Here is an 18675-nt window from a genome sequence, read left to right as displayed (position 1 = left end):
CGACTTACTAAGTGACTTGCTTGCCTCGCTAAGCGTTGCCTGCTCTGCCGTCTCAGTGGGGTCGCATTATAGGGAGAACAGATTTTTACGCAAGCGTTTTTTAAAGAAAACTTGAAATAAAGTACTGTTCGCTTACGATTCATACCAAACACTACAAAACCTATACTTAATTTACGTTTTAATAACTTAATAGAGCTATATAACATAAAAAAGCCCAGTGAAAATCACTGGGCTTTTGCTAAATTCTATAAACCGTTTAGGTTAAGCGATACCGTATTGCTCGCGGTATGCTTTAACTGCTTCTAAATGCTCATCCATTGTACCTTTGCTTTCAAGGTAGCTAATTAGATCAGCTAATTTCACAATAGAAATTACTTTAGTGCCAAAGTCACGCTCTACTTCTTGAATCGCAGACAGCTCTGCCTTGCCTTTCTCTTGGCGGTCAAGTGCGATTAGCACGCCACTTAAGTCAGCACCGTTTTGCGCGATGATTTCCATCGACTCACGAATAGCCGTACCGGCAGTGATCACATCATCTACTAACATGATTTTACCTTTAAGCTCAGAACCAACTAATGTCCCACCTTCACCATGTGCTTTTTTCTCTTTACGGTTAAAGCAATATGGTACGTCTTTATCATGATGGTCAGCTAATGCAACGGCTGTGGTGGTTGCAATTGGAATACCTTTATACGCAGGGCCAAATAAAACATCATAATCAATTGCTGCATCTTCTAAAGCCGCAGCATAAAAACGACCAAGGCGCGCAAGATCACGCCCAGTGTTAAATAAGCCAGCATTAAAGAAGTAAGGGCTTGTACGACCAGATTTTAAAGTAAACTCGCCAAACTTAAGCACCTGTTTTTCAAGGGCAAATTCAATAAACTCTATTTGATAATCTTTCATTACTATTAAACCTATTACTTTATTAAGCGAGTGCTTGCTTTTGAACGTCAATAATTTCACGAATTGAATGCTTTGCTAAAGTTAGCAGCTCATCAAGTTCGTCAAACGAGAACGGTTCACCTTCGGCTGTACCTTGCACTTCAATGATCTTACCTGTTTCAGTAAGAATAACATTCATGTCTGTTTCAGCTTCAGAGTCTTCAAGGTATTCTAAATCACTAATCGCTTGGCCTTTATAAACACCTACTGAAATTGCGGCGATCATAAATTTAAGAGGGTTAGAGTTAATCATGCTTTTACTACGCATATGAGTTAATGCATCAACTAAGGCAACACAAGCACCGCTGATAGATGCAGTGCGTGTACCGCCATCGGCTTGAATTACATCACAGTCGATTGTAATGGTGTTTTCGCCTAATGCTTTTAGGTCAACCGCAGCACGAAGAGAGCGTGCGATTAAACGTTGAATTTCCATAGTACGACCGCTTTGCTTGCCACGCGCCGCTTCACGACCATTTCGAGTATGGGTAGAGCGAGGTAACATTCCGTACTCAGCTGTGATCCATCCTTTACCTTGGCCTTTCATAAAACGCGGTACACCTGATTCAACTGTTGCTGTGCACAGTACTTTAGTGTTTCCAAACTCAACCAGCACTGAGCCTTCTGCGTGCAATGTATAATTACGTGTAAATGTAACCGGTCTAATTTGGTTAGGTGTTCTTTCGCTTGGACGCATTAACGATCCCCTTAATTCAGAATTTGCCATATTATAAGTATATATAGCAGCAGATGCCATGATGAATTAAATAAATGCCACGAGCGAAAACACCATCAACAAAAAATTTCCGCTAGAGCTTATGCAGTGATACGGTATAATCACTTTAATATTGTATAAATAACACTAGGAAACCATCCATGATCCACAGTATGACTGCTTACGCGCGTCGCGAAATAAAAGGCGACTGGGGCACTGGCACGTGGGAAGTTCGTTCAGTAAACCAACGTTATCTTGAAACATTTATTCGCGCACCTGAGCAATTTCGTGGCATGGAGCCCGTTATTCGTGAGCGCTTACGTAAGCACTTACAACGCGGTAAAGTTGAAGTATTTTTAAAGTTTGTTGCCAATCCAGCACACGTTGGTGAGCTTTCTATTAATGAAGCCCTAGCTGCACAACTTATTAATAGTGCTAAATGGGTGCAACAACAAAGTAATGGTGACATCAACCCTGTTGATATCCTACGCTGGCCTGGTGTGATGGAAGCAGAAGAGCTGGACATGGACAGCGTTAACACCGCACTTATTTCCGGTTTTGATCAAGTAATTGAAGACTTTAAATCAGCGCGTGGCGATGAAGGTGCCAACCTTGAAGAAATGATAGCCACACGCCTTGATGCTATTTTAGAGCAAGTTGCTGTTGTTGAAACTCACATGCCAGAAATAACAAAGTGGCAGCGAGAAAAACTAGCTCAAAAACTAGAAGATTTAACAACTACTATTGATGAGTCTCGTCTTGAACAAGAGCTTATCTATTTAGCACAAAAGCAAGATGTAGCTGAAGAACTAGACCGCTTAAAATCGCATGTGAAAGAAACTAAAAAAATCCTGAAAAAGGGTGGCGCATGTGGCCGTCGTTTAGATTTCATGATGCAAGAGTTTAACCGCGAAGCAAACACCCTAGCCTCTAAATCAATCAACAGCGACATCACCAATGCAGCGGTAGAGCTAAAAGTATTAATTGAACAAATGCGTGAGCAGATCCAGAACATAGAATAAGCTACAAAAGCTTTTAATTTCGATACTAAGCTTTTTATTAAAGGCATAGTATCGTAACCCTCAGTTAGCAATTATTACAATGCATTTAATGTTGCTTTTAATGTCTCAAACTTAATTGGTTTTGTGAGTACCTTATTCATACCCACTTTGAAGCACGAGGCTTTGTCATCTGTGGCCGCATTCGCGGTAAGCGCATAAATTGGAATATCACTTAAAAGCTCATTACGAATATGTTGTGTTGCGGTTAACCCATCCATAGTTGGCATCATGATATCCATCAGTATTAGATCAAAACTTTTGAGCTGCATAAATTCAATCGCTTCTGCACCATCGTTAGCAATCGTTACTTTATGATTTAACTTTTCTAGGAATGCTTTAATCAGTAGTTGGTTAGTTTTATTATCTTCAGCAACAAGTACATTGAGTGTTGAACGATCTTGTAATGAGACTTTTTTTACCTGACTTTCTAACGCCGTATCCAACGGAATAGATATACTGAATGTACTCCCTAAACCAAGTTGAGTCTGAACATCTATTGAGCCTTCCATTAATTCAATTAAGTTCTTAGAAATGCTTAATCCTAAACCCACACCTTCACTTTCTCTATTAATGCCATCACTTACTTGTCTAAAAGGCTGAAAGATTAGTGCTAAATCTTTTTTGGCAATACCTACTCCTGAATCCTTTACTTCAAAATTAAGCAGAGCATTTTCAACATATACTCGCAAAGAAATACTGCCAGAACGAGTATATTTAAACGCGTTACCAATAATATTAAATAGAATTTGCCCTAATCGAAATTCATCCCCCATTATAAATGTAGGCACTTGCTCATCAATATTGATGGAAAAAATAATATCGTCACTGTCTTCTATTATGTGTAACTGACCCACTATATTTTCTATCAATAGCTTTACATTGAGAGGTTTATTCACCAATAAAATTGTGCCGGATTCTATTTTCGAAAAATCCAGTACATCAGTTATTAAACCATAGAGTATATCGGCACTTGAATTAGCATAGTCAAGCCACTGACGTTGCTCTTGAGTTAACTCAGTATCAAGAAGTAACTCAATAACCCCCATAATTGCATTCATCGGAGTGCGGATTTCGTGTGACATAACAGTTAAAAATTTAGATTTAGTTTTGCTGGCCTCTTCAGCTTTTAACTTAGCACTTTCCAAAGCAACCTCACGCTCCTTAGAAAAGGTAATATCTTTAGCAATTCCCAAGTACCCTATGAATTGACCAAGCTCATCAAACTGCGATTTACCATTTAGTGACACCCATAAGCGCTGCGATGCATTCACTTCAAACTCAAAATTGCTAAAGTCTTCATGTTGTTCTACGAGCTTTAAAAAACGTTGCCACTTCTGCGTGTTTTGTTTTTCATTATGCGTGATCAAGGAGGCTATTTTATTTTTTAAAAATAATTGGGTATATATTTTATTTTCACTCTCGATATTATTCACACTAACAAATTTCATGTCTGAATCTGTTCGCCAAAACCATTCACTTGCAAGTTCTTTAAACAAGGTCGACAACTGAGTAAGGTCATCGAGCAATATAACCGATTTACTCGATTGCTCATCAATACGGTTTAAGTTTAAAAAGGCTAAAACCACTTGTTGCAAATAAAGCTTTATTACTTCAGATTGCACTACCCCAGAGTGTTCTATCAAATTAATGTTTGTGAAAACATATAAAAAATGGCCTATTTCAAGCTCAGCACTTATGATTAAACTAGTCTGCATTTTGCGCTTTGTTTGCTCATCTAAATAAGTAAACTCAAGTTCCTCAGCTGAGTTTTGGCAAAGACTAAAGCCCCTTTCTAGTGCCTGTGAGAACAGCGCACATTGCGGCCATTTATCAATATTAAAATCATGATTGCTGGTTGCAAATGATGTGCATTGAGTACTCTCTTTTTTCAAAATAATGCAGTCTTGATACTTCATTAAGGATTGAAGCACTTTGTTCATCGCCTCGAATATGTCTATCTCATCTTCACATCGAGATAACCTAGCAAGATGCTGTTGTAGCTCATTAATTGTAATGACATCACTCTGTTGCATGAATGCTCTCCGTTTAAAATGCGTCGCGTTATGCAAAAATTCACAAGCACTGATTTACCCCTCCTCAAATATAGAACAAAATTTAATATAAATCATTGAGTTAATTAAAAGTTTAATGATGGAACGATTACTGCTTATAAATAATATAAGTCAGCTAAGGGGCAAGAGCATGAATATAGTGTGTATTGGTGGTGGCCACGGATTAGCACAAGTTTTAAGCGCAATAAAGCCAGTGTGCCATGAATTAACAGCTATTGTTGCAACAACCGATAACGGTGGAAGTACCGGCAAAATTAGGCAATCACACGATTGTATTGCACTTGGAGATATAAGACGTTGCTGCGTTCAGCTTGCTGATAACTTCGAAATAACTAAAGAAATTTATGAGCATCGGTTCACTAGTGGTGAATTTAAAGGCCATTGCTTAGGCAATTTAGTACTTTTAAACATGCTACAAGAGTCACATTCAGCTACAGAAGCAATTGCAAAATTCAATAAGCTTTTAGATAACTCTGAGACGGTATTACCAATGACTGAATCACCAGCAGATTTAGTTGCCGTTTTAAGCAATGGTGACGAAGTTTTTGGTGAATGTGCTATTGATGCGTTAAATTCACTTCCCGATAAGGTTTATTTATCTAATAAAGTTTCTGCATCACCAGGATGCGTGGAAGCTATTTTAAATGCTGATTTAGTTATTATAGGGCCTGGCAGTATTATATCTAGCGTGATGCCTGCGTTATTGATTGACGATATACTTCAAGCTGTTGAAAAAACATCTGCGTGTCGAATTTTTATTGAAAACACAGCCGAAGAAAACAGTGTTATGAAGCACACCCAGAGCGCAGGGATTGATTGGCTGCAAGAGCAACTGGGTAGCAAAATATATGATTTAAGTATTTCACCTTCAGCTATTTCTGAAATTTTAGCTAGTGATTCACATTTTAAAAATCACTCAAACCATTTACACGATATTAGTGAGCTCAATCATATATTTTGTACTTTTTTAAAAAGCTCAATAGAAGAAAGCCCCCTTGTTTAAGGATTTTTTATTACCAACGCTAATTGATTAAAGGTGAGTTCGCTTTGGGACTCAGCTACTTTTAAAAGTTGTTGTAACTCAGAGTTTATACCATCTTGGTTGACTGTTTTTTCAATTTGCAAAAACGTTTGCGCTAATTGGGTAGCACCAAAACTGTTACAACTACTCTTTAAACTGTGCGCGTTTATTTCTATTGTTTTAGCATCTGATGAGTGAACCATCTCTGAGACTAATTTTTGCGATTCACTAACAAAGACATGGATTAGTTCGATGGCCAAACTTTCACCCACATCAGATTTAAGTTGTTCTATTATGGAATTATCAATCATATTGTTCTTTAGGAGTTAAGTATGAACTATCAGGTTGTTTTATTTGTCGACTCATCCATGATCGGCGGCATTGAAACCCATATAGTAGAACTATTTAAGCTACTAAAAAACAATCATGTTAGCTGCTCTGTATTATTTTATAAAAATCATCATAATAATGAGTTTTATACACTGCTTGATAAAGAGAGCGTAGAGTACACCTTCATTCAAGGTACACTCAGAAGTTTAATAAAGCAATTAACTCAGTATGATAAAAATACAGTTATTCACACCCATGGCTACAAAGCAGGTATTTTAGCCCGTATAGCCTGTAAAGTAATGCGGCGGCGTTGTGTTAGCACTTATCATGCTGGTGATACTGGTAAAGGCAAAATGTGGCTTTACAATAAGCTCGACGTTTGGCTTTCAATACTATCCACTAATTTCGCCGTTTCACGCAAAATTAAAAAAACGATTTACAACGCAACTTTACTTGAAAATTTTATTGATATGCCTAAAGAGGTTCCTCCTATCGAAATCCGTAGTCATCTTAGAATTGGATTTGTGGGGCGATTATCTTACGAAAAAGCACCTGATATTTTCTTTTCGCTAGCAAACAACATGAAGAACAATCCTAATGTCAGCTTTCATCTTTTTGGTGATGGTCCAATGAAAAAAGATATTCCAAAAATAAGTAACTTGCAGTATTACGGATTAGCTAAACGGGATGATATTTGGCATAAAATTGATGTATTACTCATCTGCTCCCGAGAAGAAGGCTTACCGATGACACTATTAGAAGCAATGTCAGAGAATAAGCTAATTATTAGCAGCCCTGTTGGCGAAGTACCAAGCATAATTAATAAAACTAACGGGCTATTAATGAATAAGGGAGATGAAAATGAGTGTCAACAATGCATTGAAACACTGCTAACGCTGCCTCCTGAAAGTAAAGAAGTAATGATAAAAAATGCTTACTCAGAACTCACGCAAAGATTCTCCGGTAAACAACAACTTGCACTACTGCTTGATGCTTATAATATTCCTAACTAAGTAGCATTTTCCTCCCACCCTTTGATTTTTCTATATAGAGTTGAAGGGCTCACATCTAATAGTGCCGCAGCTTTAGGAATGTTACTGGCACAAATATCTATAACTCTTTCAATATACTCTTTTTCAGCTAGCCAGAGCGCCTTCACCTCAGTTTCAATCTCTGGTAAAGCTGTTATATCTTTTGCTGTAACACTGTTTTCAAGCTCTTTTTTCTCAGTCGGCAACGCTGTTTTAATATTGCTGTTAGGAAGCGCTGGGAGCATATTTATATCAATTACCTCTTGCGGATTAAGTACTAATATATTTCGAATAACATTCTCTAATTGCCTAACATTACCTGGCCAATCATATTGATTAAAAGCTTGTTTTACATCCGTTGTCATAGACTTAAACGGGTGACTTTCTTCTTTAGCAATTTTTACAAATAACGCCTCTGCTATTTCAATAATATCGCCTTCACGCTCACGTAAAGGAGGTAACTCAATAGGAATCACATGTAATCGATAATACAAGTCTTCCCTAAACCGTCCAGCCTCAACTTCAGCTAATGGGTCCCTATTTGTCGCACATACAAAACGCACATCAACTTTGACCTCTTTTTCACTGCCAACTAACTGATAGGTCCCCGTTTGGATGAAACGAAGCAACTTGCTTTGCAAATTGATATCCATTTCACACAACTCATCTAAAAAGAGTGTTCCACCATCAGCTTGACCTGCAGCACCAGCACGATTTGCAATAGCTCCTGTAAATGCCCCCTTTAGATGACCAAATATTTCGCTTTCTATCAAATCTTTAGGTATTGCGGCACAATTTAATGCCACAAATGGCTTACTAGCTCTGCTAGATGCTTGATGGACAGCACGTGCGCACAACTCTTTCCCTGTGCCGCTTTCGCCAGTAATAAACACCGTCGCTTTACTCACAGATGCAGAACTGATGATTTGATAAACAGACTGCATTTGTTTTGAGCTACCAATCAAATCAAAATAACGACCATTTTCATATGTGTTTTTATAGGTGGTCACTTTTTGTTTTAGGTCTTTAATTTTGAGAGCATTATTTATTGTTATTCTAAAGCGATCTGCTTCAACAGGCTTTTCTAAAAAGTCACTCGCCCCCAATTTTATTGCTTGGATTGCCATTTCTTTAGTGGCGTGGCCAGTTAAAACAACAACTTGCGGAGAGTTGTCGGGTTCTAGCTGAGCTAATATATCCAAACCATTCATATCAGGAAGCATAACGTCTAACACGATTAAATCAGGCTTGACGCGGTTGATAATTTCTAATGCAGTGGCACCATCATTAGCAAGTAAAGTATTGACGCCTGTAGGAAGGAGATAGGCTTGGTACATCATAGCTAACGATTGGGTATCTTCTACAATTAAAATTGTTGGTGGCATTATCCTTTCCCCTTAGCTATCCACTAAAATTACTTTAATTATTATTTGCCTAGCGCAATTTAAGTTAACTATATAAAGCTTATTAAATCAAATTCAATTAATGATCACCAAAGATGCATCATCCACTTCTTTTGAAAGAATTACTTGTGAATTTTTCCATAATAAATGGGCAAACTCCTCTGTAGAGTTTTGTTGAGGAGGAATTATTTTTTTCAGTTCAGCAATTTCATCCATATCGGCACATCGATTTTCGGTCCAACCATCGGTATACACTAAAAGGTGCTCAACATTTTCTAACTCAGCTTCATAAAGTGTATAAGTATGCTCTTTTGAAAGGCCGAGCAACGGACCCGTACCTGTAAGCTGCAAAACAGTGCCATCTTTATAAATTACCACTGGAGCTGGATGACCTGCATTTAACCAATACAGTTTGTTGTCTTTCAAGAAGCAAATAACCAAGGTCACTAGGCTAGATTTACATAGTTGTTGCTTATAAAGTGCATCATTTAATGCACTCAACATGTCTTGGTAAGCCAGTCCCGTTGCTAAAAACCCACTTATAAAACCCTTAATTGCAAAGCTTTCTTTCAACGCTTGCAACCCGTGCCCCATCATATCTCCGAGTATAAATGCACTGTCTTCATCATTGATTGGCATAAAAAAATCGCCGCCATTACCAACACTAATGGAGCCAAAAATATGCGCTGTTTTTTTATTCGCAAGATGAACTTTTGCTGGAGCTTGACCAAACGTACTTTGATAAGACAAATAAGCAAACCGATGTGTAACACGTTCAATACTTTGTAATAGTTTATTTTTCTTAACGGGTTTAATTAAGTAATCATCAACACCTAAACGGTTAATTTTGCTAATAACTTCTTCACTATCATCACCGGTTAGCATAACAACCGACAATTGAGATTTAAGATTTGACCGATTTAACTTTTCTAATAGTGGCTCACACGTGCCATTTTTAAGCTTATGATCTAGCAATAAAATACTTGCATCTGACGTTAATATTGCTTGCCAACCTGCCTCAATATTTTCACATGTAATAACCTGAAACTTGTCTTTCAAATAGGCTTTCATCAGTGCAAGCTGCGTTACATCATCATCAACATAAATAATGCAAGGTCGTTTATCTATCTGGGTTAAAGGAAAAGTAAAAAAGTTTTTCAACTCGATTGTTTCATACGAGGCATCAGCGAAATAGTGGCGAATCAGTTCAACCCCCATCCCACCTTCCACCAGCTCTTCAGAGTCTATTTTCCAATTGGAGTTATTTTTTTCAAACAAGTTATACGGTTTCAACTCATCAATAAAAGTTAAGTGATATGAATCACTACTTATTTGACTTATACGCACGGTGATCCACTGCTCACTTCCCTCATTATGGCGAATAAGATTAGTTAAATATTCCGTTGCAACTAATCCGGCGGCATCAGCCTCATCGCGCTTAACAGATAATGCGCCTAGCACATGCTTAAGTACTTGGCGTATTTCTGTTAATGTTGGCCAAAGTAATTCAAAACGTCGTTCAAATAAAATATCCATGCGGCCCTCAATAATGTTTAAATAACCATTTCTGTTTGTGCACTTTATTTTTTAATAGTGAACACAACTTAGGCCACTTCTCTTTTCTACTTTCTAAAAATTGCAATATCCTTTCACCTAAAGGTGCAAAATCATGCTGGCTAACTAAGACTTTGATATTACTATGCCCTGCCTGTTTTAGTTCACGAATTCCTTCGCACAATGATTCTTCATCATTGATTCCCAACCCCACAGTTACCAAGGTTAAATCACTACAGAGGCTAATGGAATGTAGAGGTACGTTATTACGATTAAGCTTTAAAGCTGGCGACATATCCAGCAAGATATAATCGTACTCTTGCTTTAAACGTATAATTGCTTCATTTAAAACATGCTTATTTTTTGCTGATTCAATGGCTGATAAGTTTTTTATCGTCAGTACATTTACTTCTTTGTAAGGTAATACACTGAGCTGACATGAAATATCATCGAATCGCCACTCATTCGTTAAGTTTGGTAAATGCTCATCTATGTTAAATGAACTTATCGGATTAAGATCAATAATTAACACTGATTGATTTTGACTCTGTAAGCGCCTTGCGGTGCTTATACAAGCACTTGAAGAACCTTCTGCACCGTGCAATGAAATAAACGTGACACATCGCGCATCACTATCTTTAATGGTGTTACAGATTGTTTCTAACTCATGGTACTGCTCAGGTATAATTTTCATAGGCTTACCAACAACGCAATAATAGTAATAAAATCGAGGAAATTATCTTTAAATTGACTAAGCAAATCCTGTCCTTTATCTGGCACATAAAGTGTGTCACCGGCTCGCAATACAGGGATATTTGCTGAGTTAGGTGACTTAATAAACGCTTCTAAATCAAAGACTCTTGACTGCTCTTTACAACAAGAATGATTAACTACTACAATTTTATCAATTAATGCTGAATTAAGTGGCCCACCAGCTTCCGCTAATACATCAAGAATAGACATTGTATCGTCAAAGTTATAACGCCCTGGCTTTTGTACCGCGCCCATAATACGTACAACCCGCTCTTTAGGTGTACGTAACCAGTCTTTGTTTTTTTCTGGGATAAAAATAGTATCGCCAGGTTGAACATGCGGAAATAATGTTTCATCACCTGTTTCAAAATAAAGTGCTAAATCTAACTTACTTACTCGCGCACGATTACTATTGCGATGTGTTACGCGGATATTTCTAATGTCTGCATTTGCATTTGGCCCATCGGCAGCTGACAAAATATCAATGAAGTGCATATTATCATTAAACGCATAACGCCCTGGAGAGCCCACTTGTCCCATAATATAAATTGATTTGCTGGAATCTTGGCGTATCCACTGAGATTTATTGTCAGCAGGGTCAACAGGTAACTCTTCCACAATAATGGTATCGCCTGCATTCAAATCAGGTAAAGAGGTTCGTCCATCAGTAATTGTATATTTTTCTAAATCAAAACGTTGGGTCACATCACCGTCTCGAATTATTTTAATGTCATTGATATTCGCCCCTTTGGTTGGTCCACCAGCATGCGCAAGCAAGTCGGTAAAGTCCATTTCATCACTCCATTCATAACGTCCTGGCGATTGAATAGCACCGATGATTTTTATTGCACGTTTAGTGGGGATTTTTAACCAGCTTTTTTCATTTACGTCTGTTTTCTCTGGCACAAATATGACATCACCCGGATTAAGATCTGGCACCTTAACCGTTTGTGTGCCTTCACTGTAACTTTGTAAATCAAATAAAATACTTTCCCCCTGAGGGGTCAATATTTTAATCAAACGTGTTTCAGCAAACCGTGTAGGCCCGCCAGCATTGGCTAAAATATCTAAAAAATTAGTACTGTCAGCCGCTTCATAGGCACCAGGTTTTTGCACCTCTCCCATAATGTAAACTGTACGTGAGGTCGTATTCACATCATCTACCATGATGGGCACATAAATAGTCGAACCTGCTTCTAGCTCAGGCATACTATTGACAGGTTTATCAAGATAGGCTTTTAAATCAAATATGACGGGGGTTTCATTTAAAATAACTCTTATTTTGGTCACGTCGGCATAACGCGTTACGCCTTCAGCACGCATTAGGGCATCTAAAATTGTCATTTTTTCTTTAAATGAAAAGCTCCCTGGGTTATGTACTTCGCCTAAAATAGTGATGGCGCTTTTGTCGCTGGCATCCCCAGTAGCACTAAGTGTTTGGGCATCAAAATCTATTTGTACATTGCCTAATAAAGGTGAGACAGGCACAAATACGGTATCTTCACTTTTAAGTTTGGGTAATAGGCTAATATTGCCTGTGTCTAAGTAGGCCTTGTAGTTAAATTCAATAACCTCATCGCCACGTCTTATCTGCAGCCTATCAAGCTGAGCACCCGGCTTTAAGCCATCGGCTTTTGCAATAACCATTTGAATATTGCCATCATCTGGAATACTGACTTGAGATGGGTTAATAACATAGCCTAACACGTTAATAAAAATATCGCGGCTACGCACCTCCACATAAAAGTCATCAATGGCAACATATAGCTCTGTTAACAGCGGCTTTAATTCAGATTCTATTTGCGCAGTGGTTTTATTAGCAACGTTAAATTGGCCAATTTCAGGGATGTTGATTTGACCATTTTTATCTACCTCAAATAATCCATCAAACTCAGCCTCTCCTGGTATATACAAAAACAGTTTGTTACCTACTTGCACTTCAAGTTCGTCAGCAGCTGTGCTTGCAGCACCAGGGGTAACCAAAAATAGTAATATCAGCATAGTAAAAATGGTTTTCATGGCACTACTCCTTTTTACTTGCAATAATTTTTGTCCATTTAACCAATGCTTTTTCTTTTTGATCTTGTGGATTCGTGTTATTTGCATCGAGTATTATTGCTTCAACTCTGCGGTCTGAGTGACGAGCACTTTCATTTTGAATTGCATTGTCACTATACGGTTTTAAACTCCCTTGAGTAAGTGTGGTAATACTCGTTTTAGGCACCCCATATATTACTAACCATTGCTTTACTGTTTCTGCACGCTTTAGAGCAAGTTCATAGTTACTATTCGTTGTACCTAATTTATCAGTATGACCTACCAATAAAATGTTGATACTTTCTAACTGTTTAATTAAATCTGCTGCTTGGGCTACTCTCACGGCATATTTAGGCGTTATCTCGAACGCATTAAATGCAAATTGGTTGTCACTGTTTAGCAATTCTGATAATTGCTTTTTAACATTCACAAGCGCAGGCTTGGTGGTAACTTTTGATGCGCAATCAGTGAGTTTACGAACAGTATCAAAATGATTAGTAAGCTGATTTAGTGCATGATAATGAAGTAGTAAGTCGTGTTCAGCATCTTGCCACATTTGAGCTGCAATTAATCGACGAATACGGTTTTCGTATATTTGCGCCTTTAGTAGTTGTGCAGGCATGCACGCCTTGATGTCTTGTGATTTAAGTAATTCAAGTTTAAGCACTAAATGCTCAAACTCACTGGTTACTACATCTTCAGGTTGCGTATAATTAGAATCATATAATTCATCTTCTAGTGGATAGTTTTGATATTTTTCAGCTAGCCCCCCTTTACCGTGCTCCGGCCAAGAAGAACACCCACCTACAAACAAAATAATGGCAATGATGAAATAAGATCTCATTATACTCTCCTTAGTCCATTTAAATTGAGTCAATAAACGGAATTGTTTTATCTACTCTCAACAGGTTCATTAGCTTAAACGGCTGACCCGTTACATTCAGTAAAGATAATGAATTACCTTGTTTTTCAATTCTTTTGTATAGAAAAACAATAGCACCAATTCCAGAAGAGTCGATAAATTCCGTGTTTGAAAAATCAAGAATAACCGAACTCGCATCCTGTTCTACAAAATACTCAAACTTATCTTTTAGTTCATCAACTGCGAAACCTGAGAAATCAGTAGGAAGTGTTAAAACTTTTTGCTCTGTATCGCTGGCTAAATTAATCATGATTATTACCTTTTAAGTTTAAAGACTCTTAAAGTAATTCAAGAAGAGTGCCAAATATAAGCAGTTGAATTTTAGTGTTTTTTATTTTAACGTTTAATAAAGTCTGGCTTAATACGCATAATGCAATCGCTTTTTAAGTGTGCTTTTGCATTATGCGAAAAATAATTACTGACCTTTTCCTGTAAAGATAACAACAAAGGTTTTATACAAAATACTGCACTCCATGTAACACCAACTACGCGCTGATGACGTGCTTAGCATATAAGCATAATCCCAACCAATTTTATTTCGCGCATCATCAATACTTTCATCGTAACCATTCATTACTTGCGCTAAGCCTGATATACCTGGTTTTATACCGTATGTTCTTTGGCAAAAATAAGGAATATCTTTTTCCAGTTTTGAATAAAATACTGGGCGCTCAGGACGAGGACCTATCAATGACATATCACCGATCAGTACATTCCAAAGTTGCGGTAACTCATCTAGCCGAGTCTTGCGAATAAAACGCCCTACAGGCGTGATTCTAGGATCATTTTTACTTGCCCAAACGGCACCACTTTTACTTTCAGCATCAACCACCATAGAGCGGAACTTAAGCACATCAAACAAGGCAACAAAATCATCTCTACTCTCCCCCACTCTTTGTTGCTTAAACAATACAGGTCCTTTCGATGTCATTTTTATGCTTAGCGCCACCCCAATCATAACAGGCAATAATAGAATTAACCCAGTTGCAGAGCCGATGATATCAATGACACGTTTTATCGTTTTGATCGGCGCATTATTTTGCGTATTTAAGTGATGCACACGCTGCCAATGAGTTTTGTAGTCTCCACGTTCGAATTTAACAATTCCCCAAAGCGCCAGCGCATAAGCACTAATAAGGTAGTTAACGCTGTCTACAATTGGCAATTTAGCTTTGATATTAAATAGGCGTTTAATTACGCCAACTCCATGAACAGCAAGTATCAACATACTTAACAGTGAGGGTAATACTGAGCTGGACAAAAATGCGAGGGTAAACGTTGATACATAAACACTCAATAATATAATCGGCATGAGTCCACGTAATACCTTATGTGAAAAAAAGTTAAAGCTTACCCAACCCAGCTTGGGGTTTAGTAAAGCAAACAATGCTTTTATTTGTTGCCAGTTCCCGGCACCAATTCGCACTCTTCTTGCATTATCATGGCTTTGTTCGTCACACTCTCTTTCTAAAATATTGATATCACTATTAACCTGCGATTTACCGCCTTTTTGCAGCGCCTTCATCGAAAGAATAAAATCATCATTGATAGTGCCACCCTCTAAAAGCTCAGCAGCCTCAGAGCGTATAGCAAACATAGCGCCAGGCATCCCGATAACAGCCCCAAGTGATGATTCCATACTTTTTACTTTGTTCTGATAATGCCAGTACTGCTTTTGCTGTGCAGAGGCAAGTTCATCAAGCACATACACCCCTGTGATTACATTTACCTCTGGATTTTTAAAATCTGTATCGATTTTATTTAATACATCTATGCTTAATAAAGCGCTAACATCGGTAAATAATAATGCATCGTAAGTTGGCTTAGTAAGTTTGATCAATTCATTGATGCCAAATGCCTTGCCTTTATTCTCTTTGCTAAAATGCAAATGACAATTAACATTTTGCTTTGCAAGATGCGATTGAGCAATCATGGCTTCTTGGTACGTTTTATCTGTGCAACCATCAAGGTAAACATGAATTGCATAATACTGAGTATCGTAAAGCATTGACCCTAAGTTATATAACTTCTCTTTAATATGAGCTTGTTCATTGTAAGCACACATTAAAATTCCAAAGCGTGTGGTGGGAGTTACAAGGGGTTTATCTTCCTTATGTTGTTCATTACTAAAAAGTTTTAAAACAACTAAATAACCCACGTGATGGTACAAAACCAATACAATTAAAATTACCCATATAGTAAATAAGACCGACATAACGTTTCCCCTATAAAGCCAAACCATTATAAAAATGATCGTATGCTTTGCTCATTTGATCTGCATCGGCAATTGAGAAGATATGTTCTCTGATACATTGCCCTTGCTTCATGTTTAACGCTTTTAATAGAGCAACTTTTAAACCAACTAGATCATTTAACCCAACAAGTACTCCTTGCTCCTGCGTAACAACTTCACTAATACCGCCAACATTACTGGCCACAATGACTTTTCCACACGCCATTGACTCTAATATAGACAGCGGTAACCCTTCTCTTTGCGAATAAAGACACATCACATTAATTGCAGAGTAAAACTGCTCCATATGCTGTACATTTCCTAAAAAATGCACCCGCTCAAACACACCGAGCACTGAAGCTGCATTTTGCAGCGACAACATTAAACTGCCATTACCTGCAAACACTAACTCAATATCACTATCTAACTCAGGGAGTAACTGTATTAAATCCGCATGGCCTTTTCCTGGCTCTAATCGAGCAGAACACCCTATGAGTTTTTTATCTAAAGGTAGCCCGAGCAAATTACGTGCATTGGTTTCATTGATATCAGTAAACTGATGAAAATCAATTCCATTAAGAATAGTTTTATCAGCCTTGATAGATGTATGTTGGTAAAAATCATTTGCCACTACTTGAGCATCGGCAACCCAATTAATTTGGGTAAGGCTGTTTAATATCTTTGTTATTAAGCGCTGCTTAAAATTATTTAAATACCATGCATCGTGGATTGTTGAAACATGGCGCACATTCTTGTTTGTCAGGCATACTAAACTGGCATAAAGCATAGGTCCTATGTGATGGCTGTGTATCACATCTATATTGTGCTCTTTGATTAATCGGGTTAGCTTTTTAAGTACGGAAAAATCAAATTTAGGTGATTTATTTAAGCTCACCATTTGATGTCCAAACTGTGCAAGCGCAGGCCACTCTTTTAATGCATCTTGTTCTTTACCTTCAAGGGAAACAATCAAGCTGTTATGAGCAAATTGACTTTTTTGCATTAGCGTTACAGCCATTTTCTCTAAGCCGCCAATTTTAAAATGCTGAACCAAATGTAAAACATTCATATTAATTCCCCTTGTTTAATAAGTTCATCGTTGAGTGTGAGTTCGTATAGAGCTCTTCTTTACTTACGATGGGCAAGATAGTTACCACATCGACGGCCGCTAACTTCTCAATAGTTTGAATATCTTTTAAGTGGCTATCGAATAACGTAGCAACGAAAACACATGTTCCACTTGTAAAAATCCCTAATACAACACCTAAAATAACGGCAACCATCATTGAGGTATTAATTGGTTGGGTCGGACTATAAGCGCGCTCAATCGTTTTGACTTTATCTGGGCCTTCGTATTTGACTAGTTTACCGGTGACTTTAGCCATTTCGTATCGCCCTAACATATCTTTGTACAACGACTGTTTAACATCGTAATCACGCTCAAGTTTTCTTAATTGCTTTTCAACATCACTAGTGACAAGTAGACGCTGACTGAGCTCATTAACTTGTTGGTCAAGCATTTCGAATTCTTGTTGATGTTGATGTAATTGATTTTTTGCTTCTTCTAACGCCAGTATTTGTGAAACAAGCACGTTACTTTCATTATTTTTATTAGTAGGTAGCGTATTAGCCATTTGCCATAACTGCTCAATGTTTGAGGCATCTAAGTGCTTACCACTTTCGATTAAAGCTTGTTGACGTGCTCTAATACTGATCAGCTCGCGCTGTTTAGAAATTACTTTACTGTGCTTGTCTGTGTAACGCGTTTTTAAAATGCTTAACTCAGACTCAGCCGTAATAATTCGCTCCTCTATGCGTCCTAAAATAGGGTTTGCTTGACCCATTTTTGACGTTAACGCATCAAGCTTGGCTTTAGCGCCTGATACAACAATTGACTTCTGCTGCAAATCACTTAATAACTTATCAAAAGTCTGCCTGTTACTATGAAGGACAGTGGGGAGCGTATTACTATTTTCAGCTTTAAATGCTGCTAACTCTTCTTCAGATAGCTCAAGTTCTTGGCGTAAACTAACGAGCTGTTGATAAAAGAATTGCTCAGAGGTATCCAGTGAGGCTTTAGTTGGAGCCAATAAGCTTTCAATGAACTTTTCAACAATTTTCTCCAACACGGGCTTCATTTGTGATGGTTCATGCCAAATAAAGTTAACACGAACAAGTTCATCACCGACTAATGAAAGTGAAAGTGACTGAGACAACTCTTGGTGTATCTTTTCAATTGCCGCAGGGCTTGCATTTTGAGGAACTAAATTGGTTTCGCGTGCAACGGCAATAAGCACCTTACGACTAATGACTAAGGTTCTTAGGGCTGCCATACGATTGGTTAAATCAAATGAAAAAGATAAATCATCTAAATAAGGATTAAGTAACGCCGACTCTTCAATAAGAATGGTAGCGTGGTTTGTATATTTTTTTTGTGCCGTTACGGCCAATAATATAACCACAATAGGTACAATCACTAAAGGCAGCACAAAAAGCTTAGCCCGTGTATACATTGCATACAAAGCCAAATAAAGTAACCGTTTTATTTGCTCTCTAACTAACATAATCCCTACCTATATATTTGCATTTTGCTATGCA

16 protein-coding genes are annotated in these 18675 nt (G+C 37.8%); 3 read left to right on the top strand and 13 right to left on the bottom strand.

What is annotated here, in order from left to right:
* Positions 1–261: 261 nt before the first annotated feature.
* Both pyrE and rph read right to left on the bottom strand, forming a co-directional pair.
* Complete coding sequence (pyrE, locus tag ACHUE3_RS17950; RefSeq protein WP_099296250.1) at positions 262–906, bottom strand: orotate phosphoribosyltransferase; 645 nt, start codon at positions 904–906, stop codon at positions 262–264.
* A gap of 22 nt (positions 907–928) precedes the next feature.
* A complete protein-coding gene (rph, locus tag ACHUE3_RS17945) occupies positions 929–1642 on the bottom strand; it encodes a ribonuclease PH (RefSeq protein WP_394193688.1) in 714 nt (237 codons plus the stop codon).
* Between the two features lie 179 nt (positions 1643–1821).
* On the opposite strand from rph, the gene ACHUE3_RS17940 reads away from it, so the two are divergent.
* Positions 1822–2682 carry a YicC/YloC family endoribonuclease gene (locus ACHUE3_RS17940; RefSeq protein ID WP_394193687.1) on the top strand — a complete coding sequence of 287 codons (861 nt, stop codon included), beginning with the start codon at positions 1822–1824 and terminating at the stop codon, positions 2680–2682.
* Positions 2683–2756: 74 nt separating this feature from the next.
* Here the strand turns inward: ACHUE3_RS17940 and ACHUE3_RS17935 are convergent, their stop codons facing one another.
* Entirely contained in the window at positions 2757–4754 is a 1998-nt protein-coding gene (locus ACHUE3_RS17935; RefSeq protein WP_394193686.1) for a response regulator, read from the bottom strand.
* Between the two features lie 169 nt (positions 4755–4923).
* Here ACHUE3_RS17935 and ACHUE3_RS17930 point away from each other — a divergent pair, with 169 nt between their 5' ends.
* Positions 4924–5796: a gluconeogenesis factor YvcK family protein gene (locus ACHUE3_RS17930; protein WP_394193685.1), complete on the top strand. Its 873-nt coding sequence runs from the start codon at positions 4924–4926 to the stop codon at positions 5794–5796.
* On the opposite strand, the gene ACHUE3_RS17925 is transcribed toward ACHUE3_RS17930, so the two are convergent.
* Positions 5793–6125: an Hpt domain-containing protein gene (locus tag ACHUE3_RS17925; RefSeq protein ID WP_394193684.1), complete on the bottom strand. Its 333-nt coding sequence runs from the start codon at positions 6123–6125 to the stop codon at positions 5793–5795. The two genes, ACHUE3_RS17930 and ACHUE3_RS17925, sit on opposite strands and share 4 nt — an antisense overlap.
* A 21-nt stretch (positions 6126–6146) precedes the next feature.
* On the opposite strand from ACHUE3_RS17925, the gene ACHUE3_RS17920 reads away from it, so the two are divergent.
* On the top strand, positions 6147–7157 hold the full coding sequence (locus ACHUE3_RS17920; RefSeq protein ID WP_394193683.1) for a glycosyltransferase family 4 protein: 1011 nt from the start codon (positions 6147–6149) through the stop codon (positions 7155–7157).
* Here ACHUE3_RS17920 and ACHUE3_RS17915 read toward each other — a convergent pair.
* From ACHUE3_RS17915 to ACHUE3_RS17875, 9 genes are all read right to left on the bottom strand, one after another.
* Positions 7154–8560, bottom strand: coding sequence for a sigma-54-dependent transcriptional regulator (locus tag ACHUE3_RS17915; RefSeq protein ID WP_394193682.1), 1407 nt, complete (start codon positions 8558–8560; stop codon positions 7154–7156). The genes ACHUE3_RS17920 and ACHUE3_RS17915 overlap by 4 nt on opposite strands.
* A 93-nt stretch (positions 8561–8653) precedes the next feature.
* Complete coding sequence (locus ACHUE3_RS17910; RefSeq protein ID WP_394193681.1) at positions 8654–10114, bottom strand: SpoIIE family protein phosphatase; 1461 nt, start codon at positions 10112–10114, stop codon at positions 8654–8656.
* A gap of 7 nt (positions 10115–10121) precedes the next feature.
* A complete protein-coding gene (locus tag ACHUE3_RS17905) occupies positions 10122–10826 on the bottom strand; it encodes an AAA family ATPase (RefSeq protein WP_394193680.1) in 705 nt (234 codons plus the stop codon).
* Positions 10823–12904 (bottom strand): SLBB domain-containing protein, encoded by a 2082-nt coding sequence (locus ACHUE3_RS17900; RefSeq protein WP_394193679.1) that lies wholly within the window; start codon positions 12902–12904, stop codon positions 10823–10825. Before ACHUE3_RS17900 ends, ACHUE3_RS17905 begins: the two co-directional genes overlap by 4 nt.
* A 4-nt stretch (positions 12905–12908) precedes the next feature.
* The gene (locus ACHUE3_RS17895) at positions 12909–13766 is read right to left on the bottom strand and encodes an OmpA family protein (protein ID WP_394193678.1); all 858 of its coding nucleotides are present in this window, start codon (positions 13764–13766) and stop codon (positions 12909–12911) included.
* Between the two features lie 19 nt (positions 13767–13785).
* Positions 13786–14094, bottom strand: a complete 309-nt coding sequence (locus tag ACHUE3_RS17890) for an STAS domain-containing protein (protein WP_099296238.1) — start codon at positions 14092–14094, stop codon at positions 13786–13788.
* A 165-nt stretch (positions 14095–14259) separates the two neighbouring features.
* Positions 14260–16059: a sugar transferase gene (locus tag ACHUE3_RS17885; protein ID WP_394193677.1), complete on the bottom strand. Its 1800-nt coding sequence runs from the start codon at positions 16057–16059 to the stop codon at positions 14260–14262.
* 10 nt (positions 16060–16069) lie between these two features.
* Positions 16070–17146 (bottom strand): glycosyltransferase, encoded by a 1077-nt coding sequence (locus ACHUE3_RS17880; protein ID WP_394193676.1) that lies wholly within the window; start codon positions 17144–17146, stop codon positions 16070–16072.
* Between the two features lies 1 nt (position 17147).
* Entirely contained in the window at positions 17148–18641 is a 1494-nt protein-coding gene (locus tag ACHUE3_RS17875; protein ID WP_394193675.1) for a GumC family protein, read from the bottom strand.
* Between the last annotated feature and the right edge of the window lie 34 nt (positions 18642–18675).

Origin of the sequence: Pseudoalteromonas atlantica, from assembly GCF_043641955.1 — a bacterium.
In the GTDB taxonomy this organism is placed as follows: domain Bacteria; phylum Pseudomonadota; class Gammaproteobacteria; order Enterobacterales; family Alteromonadaceae; genus Pseudoalteromonas; species Pseudoalteromonas atlantica_A.
This window is presented reverse-complemented; position numbering and strand designations above follow the sequence as displayed.